The organism is Methylobacterium adhaesivum (genome assembly GCF_022179065.1).
GTDB classification, from domain to species: domain Bacteria; phylum Pseudomonadota; class Alphaproteobacteria; order Rhizobiales; family Beijerinckiaceae; genus Methylobacterium; species Methylobacterium adhaesivum.
This window is the reverse complement of sequence record NZ_BPQD01000007.1, coordinates 321,660-343,176: the sequence shown is the minus strand read 5'-3', so window position 1 is coordinate 343,176 and position 21,517 is coordinate 321,660. Positions and strand designations below refer to the sequence as shown.

At 65.5% G+C, this 21,517-nt stretch carries 24 protein-coding genes; 7 read left to right on the top strand and 17 right to left on the bottom strand.

The window, feature by feature from the left end; genetic code table 11:
• Positions 1-5: 5 nt before the first annotated feature.
• The 15 genes from MFF01_RS09025 to MFF01_RS08955 all read right to left on the bottom strand — a co-directional run bounded on the left by MFF01_RS09025 (position 6) and on the right by MFF01_RS08955 (position 14,626).
• Positions 6-944: a hypothetical protein gene (locus MFF01_RS09025; RefSeq protein ID WP_238224086.1), complete on the bottom strand. Its 939-nt coding sequence runs from the start codon at positions 942-944 to the stop codon at positions 6-8.
• Between the two features lie 324 nt (positions 945-1,268).
• Positions 1,269-2,252 (bottom strand): hypothetical protein, encoded by a 984-nt coding sequence (locus MFF01_RS09020; RefSeq protein WP_238224084.1) that lies wholly within the window; start codon positions 2,250-2,252, stop codon positions 1,269-1,271.
• A 520-nt stretch (positions 2,253-2,772) separates the two neighbouring features.
• Positions 2,773-3,000, bottom strand: a complete 228-nt coding sequence (locus MFF01_RS09015) for a hypothetical protein (RefSeq protein ID WP_238224082.1) — start codon at positions 2,998-3,000, stop codon at positions 2,773-2,775.
• A gap of 154 nt (positions 3,001-3,154) precedes the next feature.
• Complete coding sequence (locus MFF01_RS09010) at positions 3,155-3,592, bottom strand: hypothetical protein (RefSeq protein ID WP_238224080.1); 438 nt, start codon at positions 3,590-3,592, stop codon at positions 3,155-3,157.
• A 136-nt stretch (positions 3,593-3,728) separates the two neighbouring features.
• Positions 3,729-4,751, bottom strand: coding sequence for a zinc-binding alcohol dehydrogenase family protein (locus MFF01_RS09005; protein WP_238224075.1), 1,023 nt, complete (start codon positions 4,749-4,751; stop codon positions 3,729-3,731).
• A 342-nt stretch (positions 4,752-5,093) separates the two neighbouring features.
• Complete coding sequence (locus MFF01_RS09000) at positions 5,094-5,363, bottom strand: hypothetical protein (RefSeq protein WP_238224074.1); 270 nt, start codon at positions 5,361-5,363, stop codon at positions 5,094-5,096.
• A gap of 275 nt (positions 5,364-5,638) precedes the next feature.
• Complete coding sequence (locus tag MFF01_RS08995) at positions 5,639-5,812, bottom strand: ribosome modulation factor (RefSeq protein WP_238224073.1); 174 nt, start codon at positions 5,810-5,812, stop codon at positions 5,639-5,641.
• Positions 5,813-5,887: 75 nt separating this feature from the next.
• The gene (locus MFF01_RS08990) at positions 5,888-6,808 is read right to left on the bottom strand and encodes a bestrophin family protein (protein WP_238224072.1); all 921 of its coding nucleotides are present in this window, start codon (positions 6,806-6,808) and stop codon (positions 5,888-5,890) included.
• A gap of 234 nt (positions 6,809-7,042) precedes the next feature.
• Positions 7,043-9,019: an acyl CoA:acetate/3-ketoacid CoA transferase gene (locus tag MFF01_RS08985; RefSeq protein ID WP_238224070.1), complete on the bottom strand. Its 1,977-nt coding sequence runs from the start codon at positions 9,017-9,019 to the stop codon at positions 7,043-7,045.
• A 287-nt stretch (positions 9,020-9,306) separates the two neighbouring features.
• A complete protein-coding gene (locus tag MFF01_RS08980; RefSeq protein ID WP_238224069.1) occupies positions 9,307-9,759 on the bottom strand; it encodes a tellurite resistance TerB family protein in 453 nt (150 codons plus the stop codon).
• Between the two features lie 116 nt (positions 9,760-9,875).
• Positions 9,876-10,163, bottom strand: a complete 288-nt coding sequence (locus tag MFF01_RS08975) for an MTH1187 family thiamine-binding protein (protein WP_238224340.1) — start codon at positions 10,161-10,163, stop codon at positions 9,876-9,878.
• A 155-nt stretch (positions 10,164-10,318) separates the two neighbouring features.
• Positions 10,319-11,152 (bottom strand): S-formylglutathione hydrolase, encoded by an 834-nt coding sequence (gene fghA / locus MFF01_RS08970; RefSeq protein ID WP_238224066.1) that lies wholly within the window; start codon positions 11,150-11,152, stop codon positions 10,319-10,321.
• Between the two features lie 143 nt (positions 11,153-11,295).
• Positions 11,296-12,432, bottom strand: coding sequence for an S-(hydroxymethyl)glutathione dehydrogenase/class III alcohol dehydrogenase (locus MFF01_RS08965; protein ID WP_238224065.1), 1,137 nt, complete (start codon positions 12,430-12,432; stop codon positions 11,296-11,298).
• Positions 12,433-12,675: 243 nt separating this feature from the next.
• Positions 12,676-13,821, bottom strand: a complete 1,146-nt coding sequence (locus MFF01_RS08960) for an acyltransferase family protein (RefSeq protein ID WP_283207173.1) — start codon at positions 13,819-13,821, stop codon at positions 12,676-12,678.
• Positions 13,822-14,443: 622 nt separating this feature from the next.
• Positions 14,444-14,626, bottom strand: a complete 183-nt coding sequence (locus tag MFF01_RS08955) for a hypothetical protein (protein WP_238224062.1) — start codon at positions 14,624-14,626, stop codon at positions 14,444-14,446.
• A 123-nt stretch (positions 14,627-14,749) separates the two neighbouring features.
• On the opposite strand from MFF01_RS08955, the gene MFF01_RS08950 reads away from it, so the two are divergent.
• Both MFF01_RS08950 and MFF01_RS08945 read left to right on the top strand, forming a co-directional pair.
• Positions 14,750-15,496, top strand: a complete 747-nt coding sequence (locus MFF01_RS08950) for a YebC/PmpR family DNA-binding transcriptional regulator (RefSeq protein ID WP_238224060.1) — start codon at positions 14,750-14,752, stop codon at positions 15,494-15,496.
• 82 nt (positions 15,497-15,578) lie between these two features.
• On the top strand, positions 15,579-16,523 hold the full coding sequence (locus MFF01_RS08945; RefSeq protein WP_283207172.1) for a glutaminase: 945 nt from the start codon (positions 15,579-15,581) through the stop codon (positions 16,521-16,523).
• Positions 16,524-16,633: 110 nt separating this feature from the next.
• Here the strand turns inward: MFF01_RS08945 and MFF01_RS08940 are convergent, their stop codons facing one another.
• Positions 16,634-16,828, bottom strand: a complete 195-nt coding sequence (locus MFF01_RS08940; RefSeq protein WP_238224058.1) for a DUF2735 domain-containing protein — start codon at positions 16,826-16,828, stop codon at positions 16,634-16,636.
• A gap of 455 nt (positions 16,829-17,283) precedes the next feature.
• On the opposite strand from MFF01_RS08940, the gene MFF01_RS08935 reads away from it, so the two are divergent.
• Positions 17,284-18,324 (top strand): glutamine synthetase beta-grasp domain-containing protein, encoded by a 1,041-nt coding sequence (locus MFF01_RS08935; protein WP_238224054.1) that lies wholly within the window; start codon positions 17,284-17,286, stop codon positions 18,322-18,324.
• Between the two features lie 153 nt (positions 18,325-18,477).
• Positions 18,478-19,044 carry a crossover junction endodeoxyribonuclease RuvC gene (gene ruvC, locus MFF01_RS08930; RefSeq protein ID WP_238224053.1) on the top strand — a complete coding sequence of 189 codons (567 nt, stop codon included), beginning with the start codon at positions 18,478-18,480 and terminating at the stop codon, positions 19,042-19,044.
• 75 nt (positions 19,045-19,119) lie between these two features.
• Here ruvC and MFF01_RS08925 read toward each other — a convergent pair whose 3' ends face one another.
• Entirely contained in the window at positions 19,120-19,782 is a 663-nt protein-coding gene (locus MFF01_RS08925) for a YceI family protein (RefSeq protein WP_373319698.1), read from the bottom strand.
• Between the two features lie 71 nt (positions 19,783-19,853).
• Here MFF01_RS08925 and ruvA point away from each other — a divergent pair, with 71 nt between their 5' ends.
• The 3 genes from ruvA to bfr all read left to right on the top strand — a co-directional run bounded on the left by ruvA (position 19,854) and on the right by bfr (position 21,504).
• A complete protein-coding gene (ruvA, locus tag MFF01_RS08920; RefSeq protein ID WP_238224051.1) occupies positions 19,854-20,471 on the top strand; it encodes a Holliday junction branch migration protein RuvA in 618 nt (205 codons plus the stop codon).
• Between the two features lie 205 nt (positions 20,472-20,676).
• On the top strand, positions 20,677-20,946 hold the full coding sequence (locus MFF01_RS08915) for a (2Fe-2S)-binding protein (protein ID WP_238224048.1): 270 nt from the start codon (positions 20,677-20,679) through the stop codon (positions 20,944-20,946).
• Between the two features lie 60 nt (positions 20,947-21,006).
• Positions 21,007-21,504, top strand: coding sequence for a bacterioferritin (gene bfr / locus MFF01_RS08910; protein WP_238224038.1), 498 nt, complete (start codon positions 21,007-21,009; stop codon positions 21,502-21,504).
• Positions 21,505-21,517 lie beyond the last annotated feature (13 nt).

Genomic DNA, 21,517 nt, shown 5'->3' with positions numbered 1-21,517 from the left:
AGAGCTTACCTTGGCCGCCCGCCCGCGCGCTTGGACCGGCGCGCCGCGCGACGGCGCTCCTCGGCGAGCTTGTAGGGCTGGCGCGCCTCCCAGCGGTGAAACTCCGCGAGCGCCTCCCGGTTGATCTCGTCGAGAACCGCCCGACCGTCGCGGGCAGCGAAGGCGAGATCGTTGATGGTTCGCCCGGCGAAGGCCCGGCAGAGGTGAACCGCATCGCCGGGCCGCAGGGGACGCTTCTTGACGGTGTAGTTGCGGGTTGGGAGCTTCAGCACCTCACCGGTGTCGGGATTGGCGACCTCGATCCGCTTCGGCCATGCCCGATACTCGTTGATCTGACCCTTAGTCATATAAAGTCCCTGCCCGAAGACCTCTTCGAGTTCGAGGCGACGGTAGTGGGCCGCAGTCCGGCCCGGGACAACGGTGATGAAACGCCGGTTGATGCCCTCGATCCGCCCGGCGAGTTCGGCCTCGGTCGGTCCCCAGAGCAGCATGTGGGTATGCCACGAGAGATAGCGGCGGTTGGGGCCGGCGAGGGTCCGGAGGTTCGAGAAATAGGCCGCCTCGACCATCCCGACGTAGTTGAAGCCTTGGAGTTCGGCATGCGTCCAGCCGACGACGCGCCGGGTGTCGAAGCGCGCGCGGGACCGGCGCGAGAGAGTGTGCTCCCGATTGATGAGGCTGACGAAGAACACCGGGGTGCCGGGCGGCAGCGTCTGGGCGACGCGCTCGAGATGCTCGCCCATGACTCGGGCATAGCGTGTTCTTGCGACCATGTTGTTGGCCGGGAGGGCGAAGGCGACGCGGGGGTTGAGTTCGGCGTAGGTCTGGCCATCGAGCTTGACCGAGTTGCGGCGTCCAAGGTGCAGGTAGTCCTCGCGCTCGGCATCGGCGTGTGCGTGAGCGTCTTGGAACGAGGCCCATGTCGTCAGGTCTGACAGGCCCACGCGGTCGATGAGCGGCAGGGGGGTGGTCGGGGCTGTTTTCCCTATTCTAGGCTTGGGAGCGGGCGAAGGGGCGGCAGGGGGCGTGCTGGGCGTGTCCTTGCGTCGAACGGTGGGGTGGTAGGGTATTACAAGGGCATCATCACCTTTCGCATCTCGAACACGCGCCCTCTCTGCTGCTTGCGCACGCAGCTTCCGTTCGTGCGCGGTGATGATCGCGGGAGGAAGTGCAAGCGTGACCATGACAATTCTCTTTCGCTTTTCACGAAATAACGAAGGCGCCGATTGCGCCTTCGTCCGAACCTGAAATCAGCCTGACCATCTCGATTAGAACGGTAGCGGATCGTCCCCTCGAAGTATGTCGCGCGGCGAGATCGGGCGCGCTGTCGGCTTCGGCATATTCGCGGGGGTGACGGTCGCCGGGGCTTTACCGGTTTCGATGGTCTCGGTCGGCGGCAAGCTCGTCTCGACGACCCCTTCCAAGAAGTCGGCTATCCGACGCAGCACGTTCGGCAGGGTGTCCGCTGCGACGCCGGCCCCGATCAACTCCGCAACGCGAGTCTCAGCCGCCAGCGGCAGAGAGGCGGGAAAAATCTCGACCGTCTGCGTCCCGCGCCCATAGACGACCTGAACCCACGGCGCCTCCACCTCCGGTTCAGCCACGCTATCGTCGTCGAGGTCGGGAGCCACGCCGGCTCGAAGTGCCGAGCGGATGCGCTTGGCCTTCGCGCGGCACTCTTCGAGGTCGGCATCGGACGCCCACTCCGGAAACGCTTCGACGGTCAGGCCCTTAACCCGCGCCACCATGAGCAAGCTCGCGAGGGCGGAGCACTGTTTGCGCTGATTCGACGTCTCCGGCTTCGCCGCCACCTGGACCGCGAGGAGTTCGGGCTTGTCTCGCGAGAGCGCGCGCTGGCGTAGGCCGGCCGACATCCGGCTCGCGGCGAGGTCGAAAGCCGGCGCGCCTCCCCGGACAATCTCAAGGGCGAGGCGATAGGCCGGTGTCAAAACGGCAAGGCGGTTCTCGGTCCGATCCTGAAAGAACCGCTGACCGGGGTAGTCGTGGCACGCTGAAAGGGCGTTGCTAAACGCATCATCTAAGCCGGTCGTCAGAACGGGCGGCGGAGTAGCCTCGACGACGGTCCCAACCTGGTGTTCGAGATCAATGCTACGGCAGATATCTGTCGCAGACGTGGACGCGCGACGATGTCTGGGTGGCAACGTACACTCGACCTTGCGGACAAGCTCTATAATTACGGGACGCCGAGCAACAGCAACGTTCACACCAAACTGGTCTTGATAATTGGACACCTTGCACCCTCCGAGACAGTGAGGGCCCTGCCGAACCCGCTCAAAGCGGTGTTCCACTTGGACCTCATGAAGGCGGAGTCACCCGCCGATTGTCTACTATGGTGCAGGCGCGCCGAGCCCTGCTCTTATGACACCTCGACTCGTTGCCTTCCCGGAGCAGAAGGCGAGCCACTGAGACGCAATGTTGAAAGTAGCGCTAAACACCGTGCCCTGCAAGCTCGGGGTTCGGTGTCGATGGGCGGCCGCATAACCTAATATCCGCATTGAAAGGTGCTACAGGGTTGTGATACAAAGCTCGTAGCAGGCGCTGCCGTAAGTGTCTGATTTTATTGTCTTTGCTTGTAAAAAGCCCCATTCCTTTCCTGGGCACCAATTGATTTCCAGGCAACTGAAATCAAATCGCTTTTAGGTTTTCATCCCGCACCCGGGAAACTGGTGCGGGATTTATTTTGGCCTCACGAGCTAACCGCTCACGGTTCGCGCTCCTCGTGTCGGTCGCGCTTTCCCCGGTTGCATTGGCTCATCCGAACAGGGTGTTGAGCTGCGCCTCGCTGGCCTCGGCCGCACGACGCGGCCCAGTCTTGCTGAGGCCATGGAGTCGTATCCGGCCTCCCTCCCGAAACCATGTCTCGAACGACTCCCCGGTGACGGGGCGACTGCATTCCGTCGCGATGAAGATGAGTTCGCTCGTTGGCGTGTCGGCGATCGAAGCGGCGGGGTGCGGCAGGACCGGAGTGACGACCACCATGCCCGTCTTCTTGTACTCTTGCTGTCACTCCCAACGCTTATACTCGGCCTCACTGATCCCAACCCATGGTCAGGATCAGTGAGGTTCGGTGGACGACCGCCGCCGCGCCGTCGCGCGGGCAGACCTTGATGGTCGTGCTCATCAAGGTCTGGTATTACATACCTTGCCAAGTGCGTTTGTAGACGCCTCGAACGACGGGTTTCGGCTCGGAGCCCGTATCGATCGTCATCGTCATTTCCAGTCGATTCCCCACTCGATGGAAACGGACCGAGAACGCCTTCCCCGAGACCCAGGCGGCCCCGCGATTTTCCCACCGACCTGCACCGAAGGTATCGGGCTCGCCGGAACTGCTTAGGGTCGCGGCCCAACCGTTGTTGGCCGTTACGGAAAGGCCGGAGCCGGCGGCCCGGAAGTCGATGGTACAGGTCTCGCACGCACCTGCGTTCGTGGCGACCTGCTCCCACAGGCCCAAGAGTTCCGTCGCCTCGGAAGCTTGCGCCGGGCTTGCCTGCATCATTGCCGAGGTGAATGCGATCAGCGTCGCCGATCTTATCATGTGGGCTGATGCTCCGAGACGAACTCGTTGTGCCATCCGTGCTTATCCGGTGCGTTATGAGGCTCAAGCCCGCCGCTTGCGGTGGTCCGGGGCTGGCGGGGAGGGACGTCCATCTCGGTCTCGAGCCGGTCGACTTGAGACCGATGAAGCAGGCGGCTTACGACCGCCGGCCTCAGGCGTCGAAGCCCTGGAGCACAACCTTGCCCTTGGCACGGCCGCTCTCGATGAGCGCGTGGGCCCGCGCCAGATTGGTGGCATTGATGGAGCCGAACGCCTCGCTCTGCGTGCTGCGCAGCCTGCCCGCATCGACCAAGCCGGCGATCTCGGTCAGGATCGCGTGCTGGCGCTCCATGTCGGCGGTGTGGAACAGCGAGCGGGTGAACATCAGCTCCCAGTGCAGCGACAGGCTCTTGGGCTTGAGGGGCATCACGTCGAGCGTTTCCGGGTCGTCGATCGGTCCGAGGCGCCCCTGGGGTGCGAGGAGTTCGATGATCTGCGGGAGATGCGCGCCGGTCTGAGTGGTCGCGAACACGAAGCCCGGCGCGCCGGGAAGACCGAGGCCTGCGACCTCGGCGGCAAGCGGTTTTGCGTGGTCGATCACGTGGTGGGCGCCGAGGTCCCGGCACCATTGCGCCGTCTCGGGGCGCGACGCGGTGGCGATCACCGTCAGATCGGTGAGCTGCCGGGCGAGCTGGATCGCGATCGAGCCGACGCCGCCGGCGCCGCCGACGATCACGAGGGCGGGCGCGGCGCCGGGCACCGGCCTCGTCACGTCGAGCCGGTCGAACAGCATCTCCCAGGCGGTGAGCGCGGTCAGGGGCAGGGCCGCCGCGGCCGCAAAATCGAGGGTCTCGGGTTTCCGGCCGACGAGGCGCTCATCGACGCAGTGCAGCGCCGCATTGCTGCCCGGACGGTCGAGGGCGCCGGCATAGAACACCGCATCACCGGGCTTGAACAGACGCGCATCCGATCCGACGGAAACCACGGTCCCGGCCGCGTCCCAACCCAGGATCTTCGGCTCGCAGGCCTGTTGGTAGACGCCCTGGCGCACCTTGGTATCGATCGGGTTCACCGAGACGGCCTCGATCCGCACGAGCAGGTCGCGTCCGGCCGGCACGGGATCGGCGAAGGTCGTGTCCTGAAGCGCGCCCGGCGCATCGATCCGGGAAGCCTCGGTATAGGTGACGGCACGCATGGTTCTCTCGCAACGCTTCTCGACGGCGCGCCGGTCGCGGCCGTCTGGATCCGTACTCAATATAGGCAAGCCGGCGGGGCGTGGCACTTGGTAGTGCTCGGACTGGATCATGCTGCTCCGTCCGGGCGCCTGCGCCACGATCCGCAACGGCACCTCTGGCCGCGGGCGCTGAAGCTCCAGAGCGATCGTGATGGGCGCCGCGAGCCGAGAGCTCCATTCCTCGGGTGTCGGCAGCACGGGAACAGCCTTGGGCGAGGCGGGGCCCACCACGCCGTTCAGCTCGCAGCCGCACGCTTCACAGCACCGTTCGACGCGCGCGAGAGGCTCGGGCCCGTCGCGGCGTCACCAGCCTCCGCCGCCCCTCATCCCCCTCTGACGACAGGTTCTGCCCATATCCTCGTAGCCTGCGGGACAGCGGCGGACGCACGCGCCGGCGGCATACTTGAGCGGTGGGCGACACGCTCTGCTGAACCGCTGTTCCTGGAACAGGAAGTCCTTGGCCGGGCTCTGGGCTTTCACCGGAAGCGAGAGGCCGATGGGCAAAGCGACGACGAGTGCCAGACACGCGCCGGAGGACAAGCGGGTTCTTGAGCGTTTCGGGGGCGGTGGCATTCGATGGGTCCGCACGGTCGACAGAATTCAGAAACAGGCCCGGCAGGGTTGAGAGTGCCGCACGACGCTTTCGGGTTCCCTCAAGCTGAGACTGTGCAAGCTGCCAACGCCGAAGCGCGACTCGACGTTCCGGCACGGGATGGCGGAGGCGTTGCAACCTCACGTCAGACCGAAAACTCCCGGCCGTGGGCCGGCCGAGGCGCAGGAGCGAGCCCGTTTCGGCACTGGGCATCGTGGGACGTGTTCGCGGCGACCCGTGGCTCTGGGCGGGCGCCTCAGCTCTCCTGGCCGTCTTCGCGTTCCTTCACCGCCGCGTCGTACCCGGCGATCCATTGGTCGTGCGGCTCCGTGCCCTCCGCATACGGGCAATCCTGGCGGCGCAGGCCCTTTTGCGGCGCATGAAAGCCCAGCGCGTAATGGTCGAGGTTGTCGTCGGGGATCTGAGTCATCGCTGAGACGTAGGGCTCCGGCGCGGACTCTCCAGGGAGGTCCCGGACAGCCCGCGCTCCTTGATGGCACGGCCCCTACGTCAACAGATAACGGTCTGGCCGACGAGAGGGGGGCGTCGGTTCGCCGAGGGCGTTGAGTACGATGCCGTCGAGGGTGTGGAGGAGGGCGTCCAGGGGGAGGTCGTTCGGCTCCGTGCCGAAGGGATCCTCGAGTTCGTCGCCGAGGGCATCGAGGCCGAAGAACGTGTAGGCGACCAGCGCGACGGCCAGCGGCGTCGCCCAGCCGAGGGACGCGGCGAGGCCGAAGGGCAGCATCAGGCAGTAGACCCACGCTGTCCGGTAGAGGAGCAGGGTGTAGGCGAAGGGCAGCGGCGTGGTGAGAATGCGCTCGCACACCACCTGCGCCTGCGACAGGGCCGCGACGTGCTGCTCAATCAACCCGAACAGCACGTCCGTCAGCGCGCCCGTTCGATATGCGTCGGCGAGGTCGGCGGAGAGGCGTGCCAGGATCGCGTTGGCCGGGCTCGGCCCTCGGGCGACGGCCTCCGCCTCATCGTCAGGGAGCCAGGGGAGGGCCGCCGCGACCTCGTTTCCGCCCCGCATCTGTGCGTGCAGGGCATGGGCGAACCCCGAGATCCGGCGCAGGGCGCGCCGACGCAGGTCCGCATGCTCCGGCTCCGGCAGCAGGGCCGGTAGCAGGCGGGCGATGCCCCGCGTCTCGACGATGAGCGAGCCCCAGGCCCGACGCGCCTCCCACCACCGGTCGTAACAGGCGCCGTTGCGGAAGCTCAGGAAGATCGACAGGGCCAGGCCGATCAGGGTGAACGGTCCGACGCCGGCCGTGATGGGAAACGCCTCGGGCCAGCGCATCTCGGCCGCCACCACGGCGAAGGCCACGGCGGTGATGCCCAGAACCTTCGGTGCGACCTGCGGGAGGATCGAGCCGCGCAGGGTGAACAGGATCGTGAGCAGACCCGGACGCGAGCGGACGATCATGTTGGCCTGGAGCTTTGCTTTGTTGGAGCGCGCGCGAGAGTCTCTCGCAACTCCCGGCACCGCCGGTTCTCGCTCTGAGCGAACCGGGGCGGCGAGGGGCCTGCAAGAGACACCGATCCCCCTTCTACGGGGGAGGGGGGCGCGTGGCGACCGGCCCGGGACGACGTCGTGGAAGGGAAGCGGCGCGATATTCAAAGAAACCCCTTCTCCCCCGGAGGGGAGAAGGGGAGGCGTTCACGCCGCCGAGGCGATGGCCGTCGAAGCGCGACGGATCTTCTTGTCGAGGCCGTCCACGAAGGCGTGGGCGTCTTCCTTGCGCTCGAAGACGTGGGGGGCGAGGCCGCGGCGGTTCAGCGCCTCTTCCATCTTCAGACGCAGGAAGGCGCTGGTCGCGTAGCGGGTGGTGGTCGCGTAGTAGTTCGCCGCGAGATACTGGATCATGCTCGCGTAATCGTCGTAGAGGTTCTCGTTGATGCGGAACCCGTCGTGGTTGACCACGGAATTGACCCGCTGGCCGGCCTTCTTGCAGGCCCCGACCAGAACCTTGCGCAGATCGTCGATGTCGCTCTTCACGCGGGCGTGCCAGCCCTCGAGATTGACGAACAGGATGTTGCGCTCGGAATCGTAGCTGACGCGCTCGGACAGGTTGAGGTTCAGCAGATCGGCGAGGAGCTCCATCGGCTCGTCTCTGAACAGGCGCGCATCCATGAGCGCCGGCTGCTTGATGATCGGCCGGAAGCCCATATGGGGCAGGATGTCCCGCTCGATGTCGATGCCGGGCGCCACCTCGATGAGCTCCAGCCCCTCGTCGGTGAGCTGGAACACGCAGCGCTCGGTAACATAGATCACCGGCTGCGAGCGCATCTGCGCATAGGACCCGCTAAAGGTGATCTGCTCGACCTGGGGCAGAAATTTCTGCGAGCGTCCCTCCGTGACGATGCGGAGCTTGCCGTCCTCGATCGCGGTCTCCAGGCCGCCCACCGTGAAGGTGCCGGCGAACACCACGCAGCGGGCGTTCTGCGAGATGTTGATGAACCCGCCGCAGCCGTTGAGGCGGCCGCCGAACATGCTCGTGTTGACGTTGCCGTGCTGGTCGCATTCCGCGAGGCCGAGGCAGGTCATGTCGAGGCCGCCGCCATCGTAGAAGTCGAACATCTGGTTCTGGTCGATGACGCAGTCGGCATTGGTGGCCGCGCCGAAGCTCGACCCGGACGCCAGCACACCGCCGACCGCGCCGGCCTCCGTCGTGAGGGTGATGTAGGGCGTCACCTTCTCCTCGTTGGCCACGGCCGAGATGCCTTCCGGCGCCCCGACGCCGAGATTGACCACACCGTTGGGGGGCAGTTCGAAGGCCGCGCGCCGGGCGATGATCTTGCGGGCGTCGAGGGGCATCTTCTTCATGCCGGCCACCGGCACGCGGATCTGGCCGGCCAGTGCCGCATCGTGCTGTACGCCGTAATTCATGCGGTGCATCTCGGGCTCGGCCAGCACCACGCAGTCGACGAGGATGCCGGGCACCCGCACATCCTTGGGCAGCAGGAACCCGTCGTCGACGATGCGCTCCACCTGGGCGATGACGATGCCGCCGTTGTTGCGGGCTGCCATGGCCTGAGCGAGGCAATCGAGGGTGAGCGCCTCCTTCTCGAAGGAGATGTTGCCGGCGGGATCGGCGGAGGTGCCGCGGATGAAGGCGACGTCGATCTTCGTGGCCGTGTAGAACAGCCATTCCTCGCCATCGACCTCCACCACCTTGACGATCTCGTCCTGTGTCACGGTGTTGACGCGCCCGCCGCCGTGGCGCGGATCGACGTAGGTGTGCAGGCCGACCTTGGAAAACAGGCCGGGCTGGCCGGCGGCGCACGCGCGATAGAGCTGCGAGATCACGCCTTGCGGCAGGTTGTAGCCGGTGATCTTGTTGTCCTGTGCCGCCTTGGCGACCTTCGGCATCCGGCCGAAATTGGCCGCGATGACGCGCTTCAGCAGGCCCTCGTGGTGCAGCCGCCCGGTGCCGAGGCCTTTGCTGTCGCCGGCTCCGGCGGTCATGATCAGGGTGAGGTCGCGGGGGGCGCCGGTCTCGACGAAACGCTTCTCCAGGGCGGCGTGCAGCGCTTCCGGAATGCAGCTCTGAACGAAGCCCGTGGTGGTCACTACGTCGTTCTGCCGGATAAGGGCGATGGCCTCTTCCGCCGAGATGACCTTATTTTTCTTCATCGCCCGCTCCCTCCGGCATCCTCCACTCTCGATATCCGTCGGCAGGATTTATCCTGCCGATTTCGGTGGCGTGGAAGTCTTGTTGGCTAGAACGAGCGTAAAGGCCGGCCCTCCACTTCGCAAGAGTGCCGCTGGAGCTGTTGCGGTGCGTTTCGCCTATGTTGCGGTGCACCTATCACTTGCGTCCGCATTGCCGGGCTGAGGCATTTGAAGGCTGTGTCCCGGCCGGCGGCGTGCCGAGATCATGCCAACACTGTGCCGCCGGACAAGACACACTATGGTATTCATTATTCGGTTTGGATGGCGCCGGCGAGAAGGTGGTCCTTGTCGACGCTCAGGGCGGTGGCGATCTCGGCCAAGGCGGCGTGCTCGACGGCGCTGATCCCGGCCTGATCGGCGACATCGGCGGCGATGAGGAACACGGCCTCGCGCTGGGCCGCCTCACGCCCGGCGATGGCCGCGACGTGCCGCAGGTTCTCGGCACGCCCGGCGCGCGTGCGGGCACGGTCCAGGCCCTCGAACAATTCGGCTTCGAGCTTGAGGGTGTCGTAGCCCTTCTCGAGGATGGGGTTGGCGCGCATGCCGGCGAGCGCAGTCTCGATTTCTTCCTCGTCAATCTCGCTGTCGGCGAGGATGACGTTGGCAGCAGCCGAGACCGCCGCCTGCATGAGAGCCCGGTCGCCGACATAGGCCCCGACGCCCCGGGTGAAGCGACCGACGAGATCCTGGAACAAGCTCATGCCGTCTCCTTGCGACCGGTGCCCCCGCGTCGTATCCGACCCACGCGTTTCGCGACCCGAGGTCATTATATAGCGCCCCGCCGTCCGGGAGCGAGGCTGGGTGTTCGGATCCGCCGTTAGGAGACCGCCGCCAGTTTGTCGGCCATGGTCTGCGCCTTGTCGCGGCGGGACGAGAACGTCATCGTGAAGAACACCCGCTCCACGCCGAGTTCGGCAAGGCGCGCCTCGCAGCGTTCGGCGAGGGCGCAGATCTCGCTCAGCTCGCCCTCGATGTTCGTGCCGTTGGCATGCATCTCGGCCTGGAGGGGGCTGGCATCGATGATCGCCTTGATCGCCCGCACGTAGGGCGAGACCGATGAGCCGACGCCCATGGGGACGATGCACAAATCCGCGACGACCTTCATCCGCTGACCTCCCGGAACGTCGACCACCGGCGGCCGACGGAAGCCTTGTAGCATGCTCGCTGTCCGACGCGGGCGGACCCCGACGAGACGCGCTCGCCGAGGTCCTGGCTGTTCGGAGTGCTTCACCCTGCGCCCGGACACAGGGTGAGAGGAACTTACTTCAGACGCTCGGCGGCCCAGGCGATGTGGCTGTCCATGAAGGTCGAGATGAAGAAGTACGAGTGGTCGTAGCCCTCGCGCATGTTGAGGGTCAGGGGGATGCCGGCCGTCTTGCAGGCCTCTTCCAGCAGCCAGGGGCGCAGGCCGTCCTGAAGGAAGCTGTCGGCGGTGCCCTGATCGACGAGGAACTCCGAAAAGCGGTGGCCGTCGGCGATGAGCAGGGTGGCGTCGTGGGCGCGCCACGCGGCTTCGTCGGTTCCGAGATACTTCTCGAAAGCCGGCTTCGACCATCCGGCCGTGGAGGGCTGGGCGATGGGGGCGAAGGCCGAGCAGGACTTGAAGCGGTCGGGATAGGTCAGCGCGATGGTCAGCGCCCCGTGGCCGCCCATGGAATGGCCGAAGATGCCCTGCCGGCTCATGTCGGCGGGGAACTCCTTGGCGATGAGGGCGGGCAGTTCCTCGGTGATGTAGCTCCACATCCGGTAGTTCGTCGCGTAGGGCGCCTGGGTCGCGTCCACGTAGAACCCGGCGCCGGAGCCGAACTGCCAGTTGCCCTCCTCGTCGGGGATGCCGGGGCCGCGCGGGCTGGTGTCAGGCGCCACGATGATCACGCCGTGCCGGGCGGCCGCCGCGCGGTACTCGCCCTTGTCCATGACGTTTGCGTGGGTGCAGGTGAGGCCCGACAGGTACCACAGCACCGGCACCGGGCCGTTCTCGGCCTGGGGCGGCACGAACACCGCGAAGGTCATCGGACAGCCCGTGGTCTGGGCGTCGTGCTTGTAGACGCCCTGCGTGCCGCCGTGGGCGCGGGCCTTCGAGATGGTTTCCATGCTGTACTTTCCTGCTAGGGCTCAAAGCCCCGTTCCGGAGTTGGGAACGGGTGCGATGTCGGGCCACTGAAAGAATGGTCGGTCCGCACCCCTCCCTCCCCCGCAGAGGGGGGAGGGATCGGACATCATCTGTCCTGATCGGATCAGTAGATCACCACCGACCGGATCGACTTGCCCTCGTGCATGAGATCGAAGCCGTGGTTGATCTCCTCGAGCGGCATGGTGTGGGTGATCAGATCGTCGATGTTGATCTTGCCCTCCATGTACCAGTCGACGATCTTGGGCACATCCGTCCGACCGCGCGCGCCACCGAAGGCCGAGCCCTTCCAGACGCGGCCGGTGACGAGCTGGAACGGACGGGTCGCGATTTCCTTGCCGGCCTCGGCGACGCCGATGACGATCGACTCGCCCCAGCCGCGGTGGCAGCATTCGAGCGCCTGACGCATGACGTTGACGTTGCCGGTGCAGTCGAACGAGAAGTCGGCGCCCCCATTCGTCGCGTCGAGGATCGCCGCCACGACGTGATCGTTGCCGACCTCCTTCGGGTTAATGAAGTGCGTCATGCCGAACTTGCGGGCCATCTCCTGCTTGTCCGGATTGATGTCGACGCCGATGATCTTGTCGGCGCCCACCATCCGGGCGGCCTGGAGCACGTTGAGGCCGATGCCGCCGAGGCCGAACACCACCACGTTGGCGCCGGGCCAGACCTTGGCCGTGTAGATCACCGCGCCGATGCCGGTGGTCACGCCGCAGCCGATGTAGCAGATCTTATCGAAGGGAGCGTCTTCGCGGATCTTCGCGAGGGCGATAGCCGGCAGGACCGTGAAGTTCGAGAAGGTCGAGCAGCCCATGTAGTGGAACACGGTGTTCGAGCCGCCCGGGCTGCCGCCCGTGGACACGCAGGAGAACCGGCTGGTGCCGTCCGGCATCACGCCCTGGCCCTGGGTGGCGCGGATCGCCGTGCAGAGGTTGGTGCGCTGTGACAGGCAGGACTTACAGCCGCGGCATTCCGGGGTGTAGAGCGGGATCACATGGTCGCCGGGCTTCAGGTCGGTGACCCCGGCGCCGACTTCGCGGACGATGCCGGCACCTTCGTGGCCGAGGATGGCCGGGAACTTGCCCTCGGAATCGAGGCCCGACAGGGTGTAGGCATCCGTGTGGCAGATGCCCGTGGCCATGAGTTCGACGAGAACCTCGCCGGCCTTGGGACCTTCGATATCGATCGTCTCGATGGTGAGGGGCTTCTTGGCCTCCCACGCCACCGCTGCGCGCGTCTTCATCCGTGTTTTTCTCTTGTGCTGGACGATTCCGGGCGTCGTCGAACGGCCGACTCTTCGGTTCGCGTCATCTGCGGGATGGCGATCCGAACGGCCCGGGAATCTGATTCGTGTGATGCTGCTTCTGGCGCACGGATGCAACGCCTTGACGACGTGGTCCGCGTCCATGACCGATCCCGTGTGGCTTTGAGGCGGCGGACGATCCGACGGGGGCGCGTCAACGCGGTCCCGGCCGGGCCGTGAGGATCAGCCCTGGCTCAGCCGCACGCCGTATGACGTGACGGTCCGACTCTTGATGTGAGCCGACAGGAAGGCGCCCACGCGATAATGGTGCCGCTCGAAGCAGCGGTAGAAGGCGTAGGCGACCCCGTGCGCCACGACGAACGCCAAGATCAGCCCCGGGAGCGAGGGCGCTTTGACGATCTGGGTATAGATGACGATGATCGTCGTATTGTGCACGAGGTAAAGGCTGTAGCTGTAGCTGGCGAAGAACGCGATGGGTTTGGAGAGCTGGGCCCATTCCCGTTGGCTCGCCCCCAGGATCATGAAGATCCCGAACAGGCACATGGCCATGAAGGCGATGGTTTGTAGCTCGTAGTTCAGTTCGCCCGTCTTCAGGAGTCGCCCGGCGAACCCGACCGCTCCCACGGCCGTGAGGATGTAGTATCGCTTGATCCCGTAGTCCCGGGCGCTGCTCGTGATGACGAAGATGTATCCGCAGACCGAGCCGATCGCCCAAACCAGGCTCAAGCACTGGCCGGCATTCGCGAACGAACTGTAGAGGACGACTGGAACGAAGGCGATCACCGAGAGGAGGATCAGGGGGCTTCGAATCTTCTCCTTGCGAATGCCAACGAAGAACGTCAGCGAGAATGCAAGATAGATCCAGTATTCGATCGATACAGTCCAGAACGGTTCGGCGGTGTTGTAGGCATGAATGCGGAAGGCGTCGTTCTGAGTGATCCGAGCGGCGATCTGGAGCAGCGGATAATCTTCCAGCATTAGGAGGTTGGCGAGAAAGGCTCCGAGCCCCGTATTCGTGCCGGGTTGCCCCCACGTTCCGACGGAAAATACCGTGTTGGCCAGGATCGCGAAGGCGATGGCTGGGAGATAGGGCGTGTAGATCCGAGCTGTCCTGTCGATCATAAACGATGCGAATTGCGGGCCTGGACGATAGATTCTGCGGCAGGCGGCCACCGTGATCAGGAAACCCGACAGGAGAAAGAAGATCGTCACGGCCGATATGCCGAGATATGTGACCGTCTTGATCCGGAATATTTCGAGGCCGTGCTCGACCATGACCATCGTTGCCGCGACGGCCCGGAGGAGATCCAGGTATATTCGCTGCGGTTGGGAGATCTCATAGGTTGAGTTGGGCGGGATGTTTAGCAACAATTCATCTCTTTTATGGCCGCAAGGTGTGGTGCTGTGCGGTTTGGTAAAGCATTCTGCAAAAGCGTGTTGCGCGTTTGTGTCGGCCGCTTCGATTTCGAGAAGAGCGTTGTCGGATCAGGCGGTCGCATCGAATTTGTGAATGCGGACCAAGACTTTGTACGGAATCGGACGGAGATCGTAGGAGGATTTGGCATCCCATCTGGAAGGATGGCGGTTCTTTTCAAGCTTCCTTGGAATTTTTCTTATGAGTTTGTGGCCATGTGCCGATTCAGATCGATGAGGGATTTATGCGTCTACCTGGCAGACATCTATAATTACGAGATCGTAATAACCAAATATATAGGTTTGTTTGTAAATTTTGGGATGGATACGATGGTCGATCGCGGGCTTAAATTTATGCTCCGGCGGGAATACGACGCCGTTGATCGATCGAAGACTTGAACGAGAAAAGGGCGTGGCCGTGCTGCGCCGCCCGCCGGCCATTGGAGCGCCGCGAAAGGCTCCGCGTGTTCCGGCAACCGCTCCAGATTCAGGCGACGCTCCCGCCCGGTTGCCGGTGCCCGAGCGGGGGCGTCGGCGACCTAGCCCGTTGGGGCACACACGGCGGGGACGCGGCCCTTTACGCCCGGTCGCGGTCGGTGGACGTCCGGCCCTTGGCCGGGGTGGGACACAGGATCGTGCCGGCCACCAGACCGAGGATGGCCGCGAGACCGAGTCGGCCCCAATCGACGGATCGCGCTGCGGAACCGGTCCGCGGCCCGGACCTCAGGACGTCGAGGCGCTCGTGTTTCCGAATGTTCATCCCAGTCAACGCCCGCAGGGCGTCCGCGTTGCCACGTCGCGCGGCCCTGGCCTATAAACGCACCCCCTTCAGCGTCCTGCGCATCTCCTCCGGCGCCGCCCTTTTCGCGAGAGTCCGTCAGCTATGGCCGGCCATTCCCAGTTCAAAAACATCATGCACCGCAAGGGCCGCGTCGACGCGGTCCGGTCGAAGATCTTCGGCAAGCTCGCCCGCGAGATCACCGTCGCGGCCAAGCTCGGCCTGCCCGATCCGGCGATGAACGCCCGCCTGCGCGCCGCCATCATCGCGGCCCGGGCCGAGAACGTGCCCAAGGACAATATCGAGCGCGCCATTAAGAAGGCGCAGGGCGCCGATGGCGAGAGCTACGACGAGATCCGCTACGAGGGCTATGGTCCCGGCGGCGCCGCCCTCATCGTCGAGGCGCAGACGGACAACCGCAACCGGACGGCCTCCGACGTGCGCTCGGCCTTCACCAAGTCCGGCGGGAGCCTCGCCGAGACCGGCGCGGTCTCGTTCATGTTCGACCATGTCGGCGTGGTGGAATTCGACGCCAAAGTGGCGGATGCCGACACCATGCTCGAGGCCGCCATCGAGGCCGGTGCCGACGATGTCCGCTCGGATGCCGATGGCCACGAGGTCACCTGCGCCCAGGAGGCCTACGGCGAGGTGTCCAAGGCCCTGGAGGCGCGTTTCGGTGAGCCCCGCCGCACGGCGCTGATCTGGAAGGCGCAGAACACCATCGAGGTCGATGACGAGACCGGCGAGAAGCTGCTGCGCCTCGTCGAGGTGATCGAGGATCAGGACGACGTGCAGAACGTCTTCGTAAACTTCGCCCTGTCGGAATCCCTGATGGAGAAGCTGGCCGGCTGAGGGGGCGTTTGGCGGTTTCGCGGGGCTTGGCAGTTTCATTGCGTCCGCGAGAAACGATCCGTCAGCCCCCGTGAGACCGCCCGTGCCGCACAGCCCCAGCCCCGACCTGCACGCCGTGGTGCGGGAGATCGCCGAGGAGATGCGGGCGCGGCCCGATCGGGGCGAGGTCGCGACCTACATTCCCGAGCTCGCCCGGGTCGACGCGAATGCCTTCGGCCTCGTGGTCATCGATGCCGACGGCACCGTCGCGGCCGGCGGCGATGCCGACGTGGCCTTCTCGATCCAGAGCATCTCGAAGGTGTTCACCCTCACTCTGGCGCTCGGCATGGTCGGAGACCGCCTGTGGCGCCGGGTCGGGCGCGAGCCCTCAGGAAGCCCGTTCAACTCCATCGTCCAGCTGGAGCGCGAGCGCGGCATTCCGCGCAATCCCTTCATCAATGCCGGCGCCATCGCCGTCACCGACGTGATCCTCTCGGGGCACCAACCCCGCGAGGCCCTGGGTGAAATTCTGCGTTTCATGCAGTTCCTGGCCGAGGATCCGACCATCGCCATCGACGAGGCGGTGGCGGCCTCGGAGCTGCGCACGGGATTCCGGAACGTGGCGCTCGCCAACTACATGAAATCCTTCGGCGTCCTCGACAATCCAGTGGATTTCACCCTCGGCGTCTACTTCCACCACTGCGCCATCGCGATGACGTGCCGGCAGCTCGCCAGGGCCGGGCGCTTCCTCGCCCATTCGGGCCGCACGCCGTCCACGGGACATTCCGTGGTCTCGGCCGAGCGAGCGCGACGCATCAACGCCGTAATGCTCACCTGCGGACACTACGACGGGTCGGGCGAGTTCGCCTATCGCGTCGGTCTGCCGGGCAAGAGTGGGGTCGGCGGCGGCATCCTCGCGGTCGCGCCGGGGCGCGCCTCCATCGCCGTCTGGTCGCCCGGTCTCGACGCCTCGGGCAATTCCCATCTCGGTCGCATCGCCCTCGAAGCCCTGACCCGGCGCCTCGGCTGGTCGATCTTCGGGGTTTGAGCCGGCGTCCGCTCGATCGAAGCGGCCGCCGGGTCGAGAAGTCCGCCCGGTGCTCGAGCGAAGCCCGAATCCGTCGTCCCGAGGAGATTAATCGGATCTGGCCGGAGTCCTCAGGATTTGCGCGAGCGGTCTGCGTCCATGAGGGCGGCCTCGTGGTAGCCGCAGAGGGCCGGGACGACCGGCCCGGCCGGTGTCGCCTTCGTCTCGTGCGTACGGCGACCGGCCTCGCGGCGGTCGGCGCCGAGACGGCCTCCGACGGGAAAAGCGTAGATCTTGGCGGTTTCGCGGGTGACGGACGACATCATCGAACGCGGTCTCCTTCGAAGCAGGGCCGGGACCCTCTCGGCGCTCGCCCACAACATAGGCGCTTCGATGCCGGATTGCGCGGCCTGGCACGAATAAAACCGCCATTTGCCAGAAATATGCGCAGGTCGATGATTGCAAAAACACCGAGCAACAGTGTCTTGCGCAAGCTGGCCTTCGGAAATTCGTTACTTTTGCTGACGTGAGATCCGACCGTTGCTCTCACATTTCTGCTTAAGAACATGGCATAGGCAGTGATTGATTAAAAAAATTGCACATTGCCTACAGGGTGTGCGATCGCGCGCGGTGGCGTCGAGCATACCCGAGGGGGCTCGCCGCGGTGAGCAAGAAAACCGAGTTGGCATAGCAAATGCGTTTGCGAGGGCGCAGTTCCCCGGGGCGCCGATGGTCCGCTCTTGCCGCCGGTCCGCTCCTCGAACGAAAGAGAGACTTCACGATGACGAAGTACAAGCTCGAGTATATCTGGTTGGACGGCTACACGCCCGTCCCCAACCTGCGCGGCAAGACGCAGATCAAGGACTTCGACAGCTTCCCGACCCTCGAGCAACTCCCCATGTGGGGCTTCGACGGCAGCTCGACCCTGCAGGCCGAGGGCGGTTCGTCCGACTGCATGCTCAAGCCCGTGCGTCACTTCCCCGACTCCACCCGCAAGAACGGCGTGCTGGTCATGTGCGAAGTGATGATGCCGGACGGCGTGACCCCGCACGTGTCGAACAAGCGCGCCACCATCCTGGATGACGACGGCGCCTGGTTCGGTTTCGAGCAGGAGTACTTCTTCTACAAGGACGGCCGTCCCCTCGGCTTTCCCACGTCCGGCTACCCTGCGCCGCAGGGCCCGTATTATTGCGGCGTCGGCTACAAGGAAGTCGGTTCCATCGCCCGCAAGATCGTCGAGGAGCACCTCGACCTCTGCCTCGACGCCGGCATCAACCACGAGGGCATCAACGCCGAGGTGGCCAAGGGCCAGTGGGAGTTCCAGATCTTCGGAAAGGGCTCCAAGAAGGCCGCCGACGAGATGTGGGTTGCCCGCTACATCCTCCAGCGCCTGTGCGAAAAGTACGAGATCGACATCGAATACCATTGCAAGCCGCTCGGCGCGACCGACTGGAACGGCTCTGGCATGCATGCCAACTTCTCCACCGAGCACCTGCGCACGGTGGGCGGCAAGGCCTACTTCGAGGCGCTGATGGCAGCCTTTAAGGAGAACCTCGACGACCATATCGCCGTCTACGGCCCCGACAACCACATGCGCCTGACGGGCAAGCACGAGACGGCGGCCATCGACCAGTTCAGCTACGGCGTGGCCGATCGCGGCGCCTCGATCCGCGTGCCGCACAGCTTCGTCAACAACGACTACAAGGGCTACCTGGAAGACCGCCGTCCCAACAGCCAGGGGGACCCCTACCAGATCGCCTCGCAGATCCTGAAGACCGTCGCGTCGGTTCCGACGGCCGCCGGAGTCTCGGCCGCCGCCTGAGGCGAACCGGCTGATGGCCTACGGCGCGGCGCGGCCCTTCACGGGGCCGCGCCGTTCGCATTCTGACGGGCACGGTTTGGCGAAACCCTCCGTTCACGGTATGTGCCTAACGCTCGACACGGGGGCGATCGGCGCCCCGGGGCCTCACCGCGCATGACCGTTCCCGTCCGAATCCTCGGTATCGACCCCGGACTGCGCCGCACCGGTTGGGGCGTCGTCACCGTCACGGGGACGAAGCTCGCCTACGTCGATTGCGGCGTGGTGACCTCGGACGGGGACCTGCCCCTGGCCCTGCGCCTGCGCGAACTGCACGAGGGCATCACCCGGGTGGTCCAGGGTTTCGCGCCCGATGAGGTCGCCGTGGAGGAGACTTTCGTCAACAAGGACGCCCAGGCGACGCTGAAGCTCGGCCATGCCCGCGCCGTCGCCTTGCTGGTGCCGGCGCTCGCCGGGCTGCCCGTGTCCGAATACGCGGCGAACCTCGTGAAGAAGACGGTCTGCGGCGCCGGCCATGCCGACAAGGTCCAGATCCAGGCGATGGTGAAGTTCCTTATGCCGAAGGCCGAGTTCAAGACGGCGGATGCCGCCGATGCCCTCGCCATCGCCGTCACCCACGCGAACCACCGCGCCTCCCACGCCCTCACGCGGCGCCACGCCCCCGTGCCCGGGATGAGCACGCTCGCCGCCGCCCGCATCGCCGCCGCCCTCGCCAAGGCGTGAGCCCGGACTCCAGGGCTCCGCCCTGGACCCGCGAAGGGCTGAGCCCTTCGAGCCCGGATCGCCCTGCGTGGTGCGTCAGGGGATCGCCTTGAACTCGCCCTCCAGGCGCAGGGTCACCTCGTCGCCCACCATCGGCAGGTAGGCGGTGATTCCGAAATCCGAGCGCTTGATCACGGCGCGTCCGTCGAAGCCCACGGTGTAGAGCTTGTCGACGGGGTGCAGGCCGGCTTGGTTGAAGGTGGCATCGAACGAGATCGGCTTGGCGACGCCCTTCAACGTGAGGGTGCCGTTGACCCGCGCCGTCGTCGGGCTCGTCGGCTCGATGGAAGTGCTGGCGAAGGTGGCCGTTGGGAATTTCTGCGCGTCGAAGAAATCCGGGCCCTTGAGATGGGCATCGAGCTTGTCGTTGAGGCCGGTGATGCTCGGCGTGCCGATGGTGACGCTGATGCGGCTCGCCTGGGGCGCCTTCGCATCCAGGGTCGCCTCGGCCGCCACGTCGGTGATCTGCCCGTAATAGGTCGAGAAGCCGAGGTGGCTGAGCGACCACGTGATCTTGCCGTGCGCCGAATCGAGGCGGTAGGCGCCGGATCGCACCTGCGTCGGGTCGGTGGTGGGGGCAGGCGGAGCCACCTCCTGGGCATGGGCGGCGCCAGACAGCATCACGGCGAGAACGGTGATACTGCGCAGGGCGGCGCGCGGGTTGGTTCGGGCATAGGCAATCACGGATCCACGCGTCATGTCGTTCCTCGCTCCCGGCCGCCCGGCCATCTCCCGGACGCTGCTCCGTTCCCTCTGATAAGAGACTTCGCATGATCGGCAAGCTGAAGGGTGTGGTGGATTCCTACGGCGAGGATTTCGTGATCCTCGACGTTCAGGGCGTCGGCTACGTGGTGCATTGCTCGGCCCGCACGCTCCAGCGGCTGCCGGCCGTGGGCGAGGCCGCGCAACTCGCCATCGACACCCATGTCCGCGAGGACATGATCCGCCTCTACGGCTTTCGGTCCGACCCGGAGCGGGAGTGGTTCCGCCTCCTCCAGACCGTGCAGGGGGTCGGCTCCAAGGTGGCCCTCGGGCTGCTCTCCGTGCTGGAGCCGGAAGCCCTCGCCTCGGCCATCGCCATGGGCGACAAGACGGCGGTGGCCCGTGCCCCCGGCGTCGGTCCGCGCCTCGCCGCCCGGCTGGTCGCCGAACTCAAGGACAAGGCGCCGGCCTACGCGCCCATCGATCCCTCCGTCATCGCCCTCAACGGCGCCGTCGCGGATCGATCCGCGCCCCAGCCCGTCGCCGATGCCGTCTCGGCCCTGGTCAATCTCGGCTACGCCCCCGTGCAGGCCTCCGCCGCCATTGCGGCCGTCCTCGCGGGGGCCGGGGAGGGGGCGGAGGCCAAGACCCTGATCCGGCTCGGGCTTCGCGAGCTCGCGCGCTGAGCTTCCGACGATGGATCGCTCGCACGCGATCCAGTTGTCCGCTTGACGTTTCGGGCGAGCCTTGTCACAGTCGGCCTGCGACGCTAAGGTGCTGAAATCACTTCAGTTTTCAATTATTCTAATCTAGCGTTCCCTTGAAGGCCCGGGTGGCGAGACCCGGAATCCTCCCCACCGGCACGATGCCTAGCGCGAGTTCCGATTCCGCATGATCGTCTGCTCCTGTAACGTCCTGTCCGACAACGCGGTCCGCGCCTGTCTCCATCGCGGGCCGGATTGTCCGCGCACGCCGGCCCAGGTTCAGGCCTGTCTCGGATGCAGCCCGAAGTGTGGACGCTGCGCCCGGACCATCCGCTCGATCATGCAGAACGCCCTGCAGGGTGCCCTCGAAGAGGCAACCCATGCGTGCTCGGCGACTTGCGCAACGGGCTGTAGTTTGGTCAAGGTCCAGACTGCGGAGGAGGGGATCGCCGCCTGAGCGTCCATACGGGATGCCACGCTCCCTTCCGACTATGGTGCCTCAAGGGAGATTGGGCGGATGAAGGGTGATGCGAAGGTCGTCGAGTACCTCAATCGGGGACTGCGCAGCGAACTGACGGCGGTGAGCCAGTACTGGCTCCATTTCCGCATGCTCAATGACTGGGGCTACATCGATCTCGCCAAGTTCTGGCGCAAAGAATCGATCGAAGAGATGCAGCACGCCGATCGCTTCGTCGATCGCATCCTGTTCCTCGACGGCTTCCCGAACCTGCAGGAACTCGATCCGCTGCGGATCGGCCAGAACGTGCAGGAGATCATCGAGTGCGATCTCGCCGCCGAGACCGAGGCGCGGGCGCTCTACCTCGAAGCCGCCAAATATTGCGATTCGATCAACGACCGCGTGTCGAAGCGCCTGTTCGAGGATCTGGCCGAGGATGAGGAAGGCCATATCGACTTCCTCGAGACGCAGCTCGAGCTGATCTCCCAGATCGGCCTGCCGCTCTACGCGCAGAAGCATATCGGCGGCCTCGAGCCCATCGCGCCGGAAGCCGAGTGACGTGACGTCCCCG

Coding starts and splice junctions, on each gene's coding strand:
- MFF01_RS09015 (WP_238224082.1), bottom strand. CDS start 3,000: ATGGTGGTCGTCACTCCGGTCCTGCCGCACCCCGCCGCTTCGATCGCC.
- MFF01_RS09010 (WP_238224080.1), bottom strand. CDS start 3,592: ATGGCACAACGAGTTCGTCTCGGAGCATCAGCCCACATGATAAGATCG.
- MFF01_RS09005 (WP_238224075.1), bottom strand. CDS start 4,751: ATGCGTGCCGTCACCTATACCGAGGCTTCCCGGATCGATGCGCCGGGC.
- MFF01_RS09000 (WP_238224074.1), bottom strand. CDS start 5,363: ATGCCACCGCCCCCGAAACGCTCAAGAACCCGCTTGTCCTCCGGCGCG.
- MFF01_RS08995 (WP_238224073.1), bottom strand. CDS start 5,812: ATGACTCAGATCCCCGACGACAACCTCGACCATTACGCGCTGGGCTTT.
- MFF01_RS08990 (WP_238224072.1), bottom strand. CDS start 6,808: ATGATCGTCCGCTCGCGTCCGGGTCTGCTCACGATCCTGTTCACCCTG.
- MFF01_RS08985 (WP_238224070.1), bottom strand. CDS start 9,019: ATGAAGAAAAATAAGGTCATCTCGGCGGAAGAGGCCATCGCCCTTATC.
- MFF01_RS08980 (WP_238224069.1), bottom strand. CDS start 9,759: ATGAGCTTGTTCCAGGATCTCGTCGGTCGCTTCACCCGGGGCGTCGGG.
- MFF01_RS08975 (WP_238224340.1), bottom strand. CDS start 10,163: ATGAAGGTCGTCGCGGATTTGTGCATCGTCCCCATGGGCGTCGGCTCA.
- fghA (WP_238224066.1), bottom strand. CDS start 11,152: ATGGAAACCATCTCGAAGGCCCGCGCCCACGGCGGCACGCAGGGCGTC.
- MFF01_RS08965 (WP_238224065.1), bottom strand. CDS start 12,432: ATGAAGACGCGCGCAGCGGTGGCGTGGGAGGCCAAGAAGCCCCTCACC.
- MFF01_RS08955 (WP_238224062.1), bottom strand. CDS start 14,626: ATGAACATTCGGAAACACGAGCGCCTCGACGTCCTGAGGTCCGGGCCG.
- MFF01_RS08950 (WP_238224060.1), top strand. CDS start 14,750: ATGGCCGGCCATTCCCAGTTCAAAAACATCATGCACCGCAAGGGCCGC.
- MFF01_RS08940 (WP_238224058.1), bottom strand. CDS start 16,828: ATGATGTCGTCCGTCACCCGCGAAACCGCCAAGATCTACGCTTTTCCC.
- MFF01_RS08935 (WP_238224054.1), top strand. CDS start 17,284: ATGACGAAGTACAAGCTCGAGTATATCTGGTTGGACGGCTACACGCCC.
- ruvC (WP_238224053.1), top strand. CDS start 18,478: ATGACCGTTCCCGTCCGAATCCTCGGTATCGACCCCGGACTGCGCCGC.
- MFF01_RS08925 (WP_373319698.1), bottom strand. CDS start 19,782: ATGACGCGTGGATCCGTGATTGCCTATGCCCGAACCAACCCGCGCGCC.
- ruvA (WP_238224051.1), top strand. CDS start 19,854: ATGATCGGCAAGCTGAAGGGTGTGGTGGATTCCTACGGCGAGGATTTC.
- MFF01_RS08915 (WP_238224048.1), top strand. CDS start 20,677: ATGATCGTCTGCTCCTGTAACGTCCTGTCCGACAACGCGGTCCGCGCC.
- bfr (WP_238224038.1), top strand. CDS start 21,007: ATGAAGGGTGATGCGAAGGTCGTCGAGTACCTCAATCGGGGACTGCGC.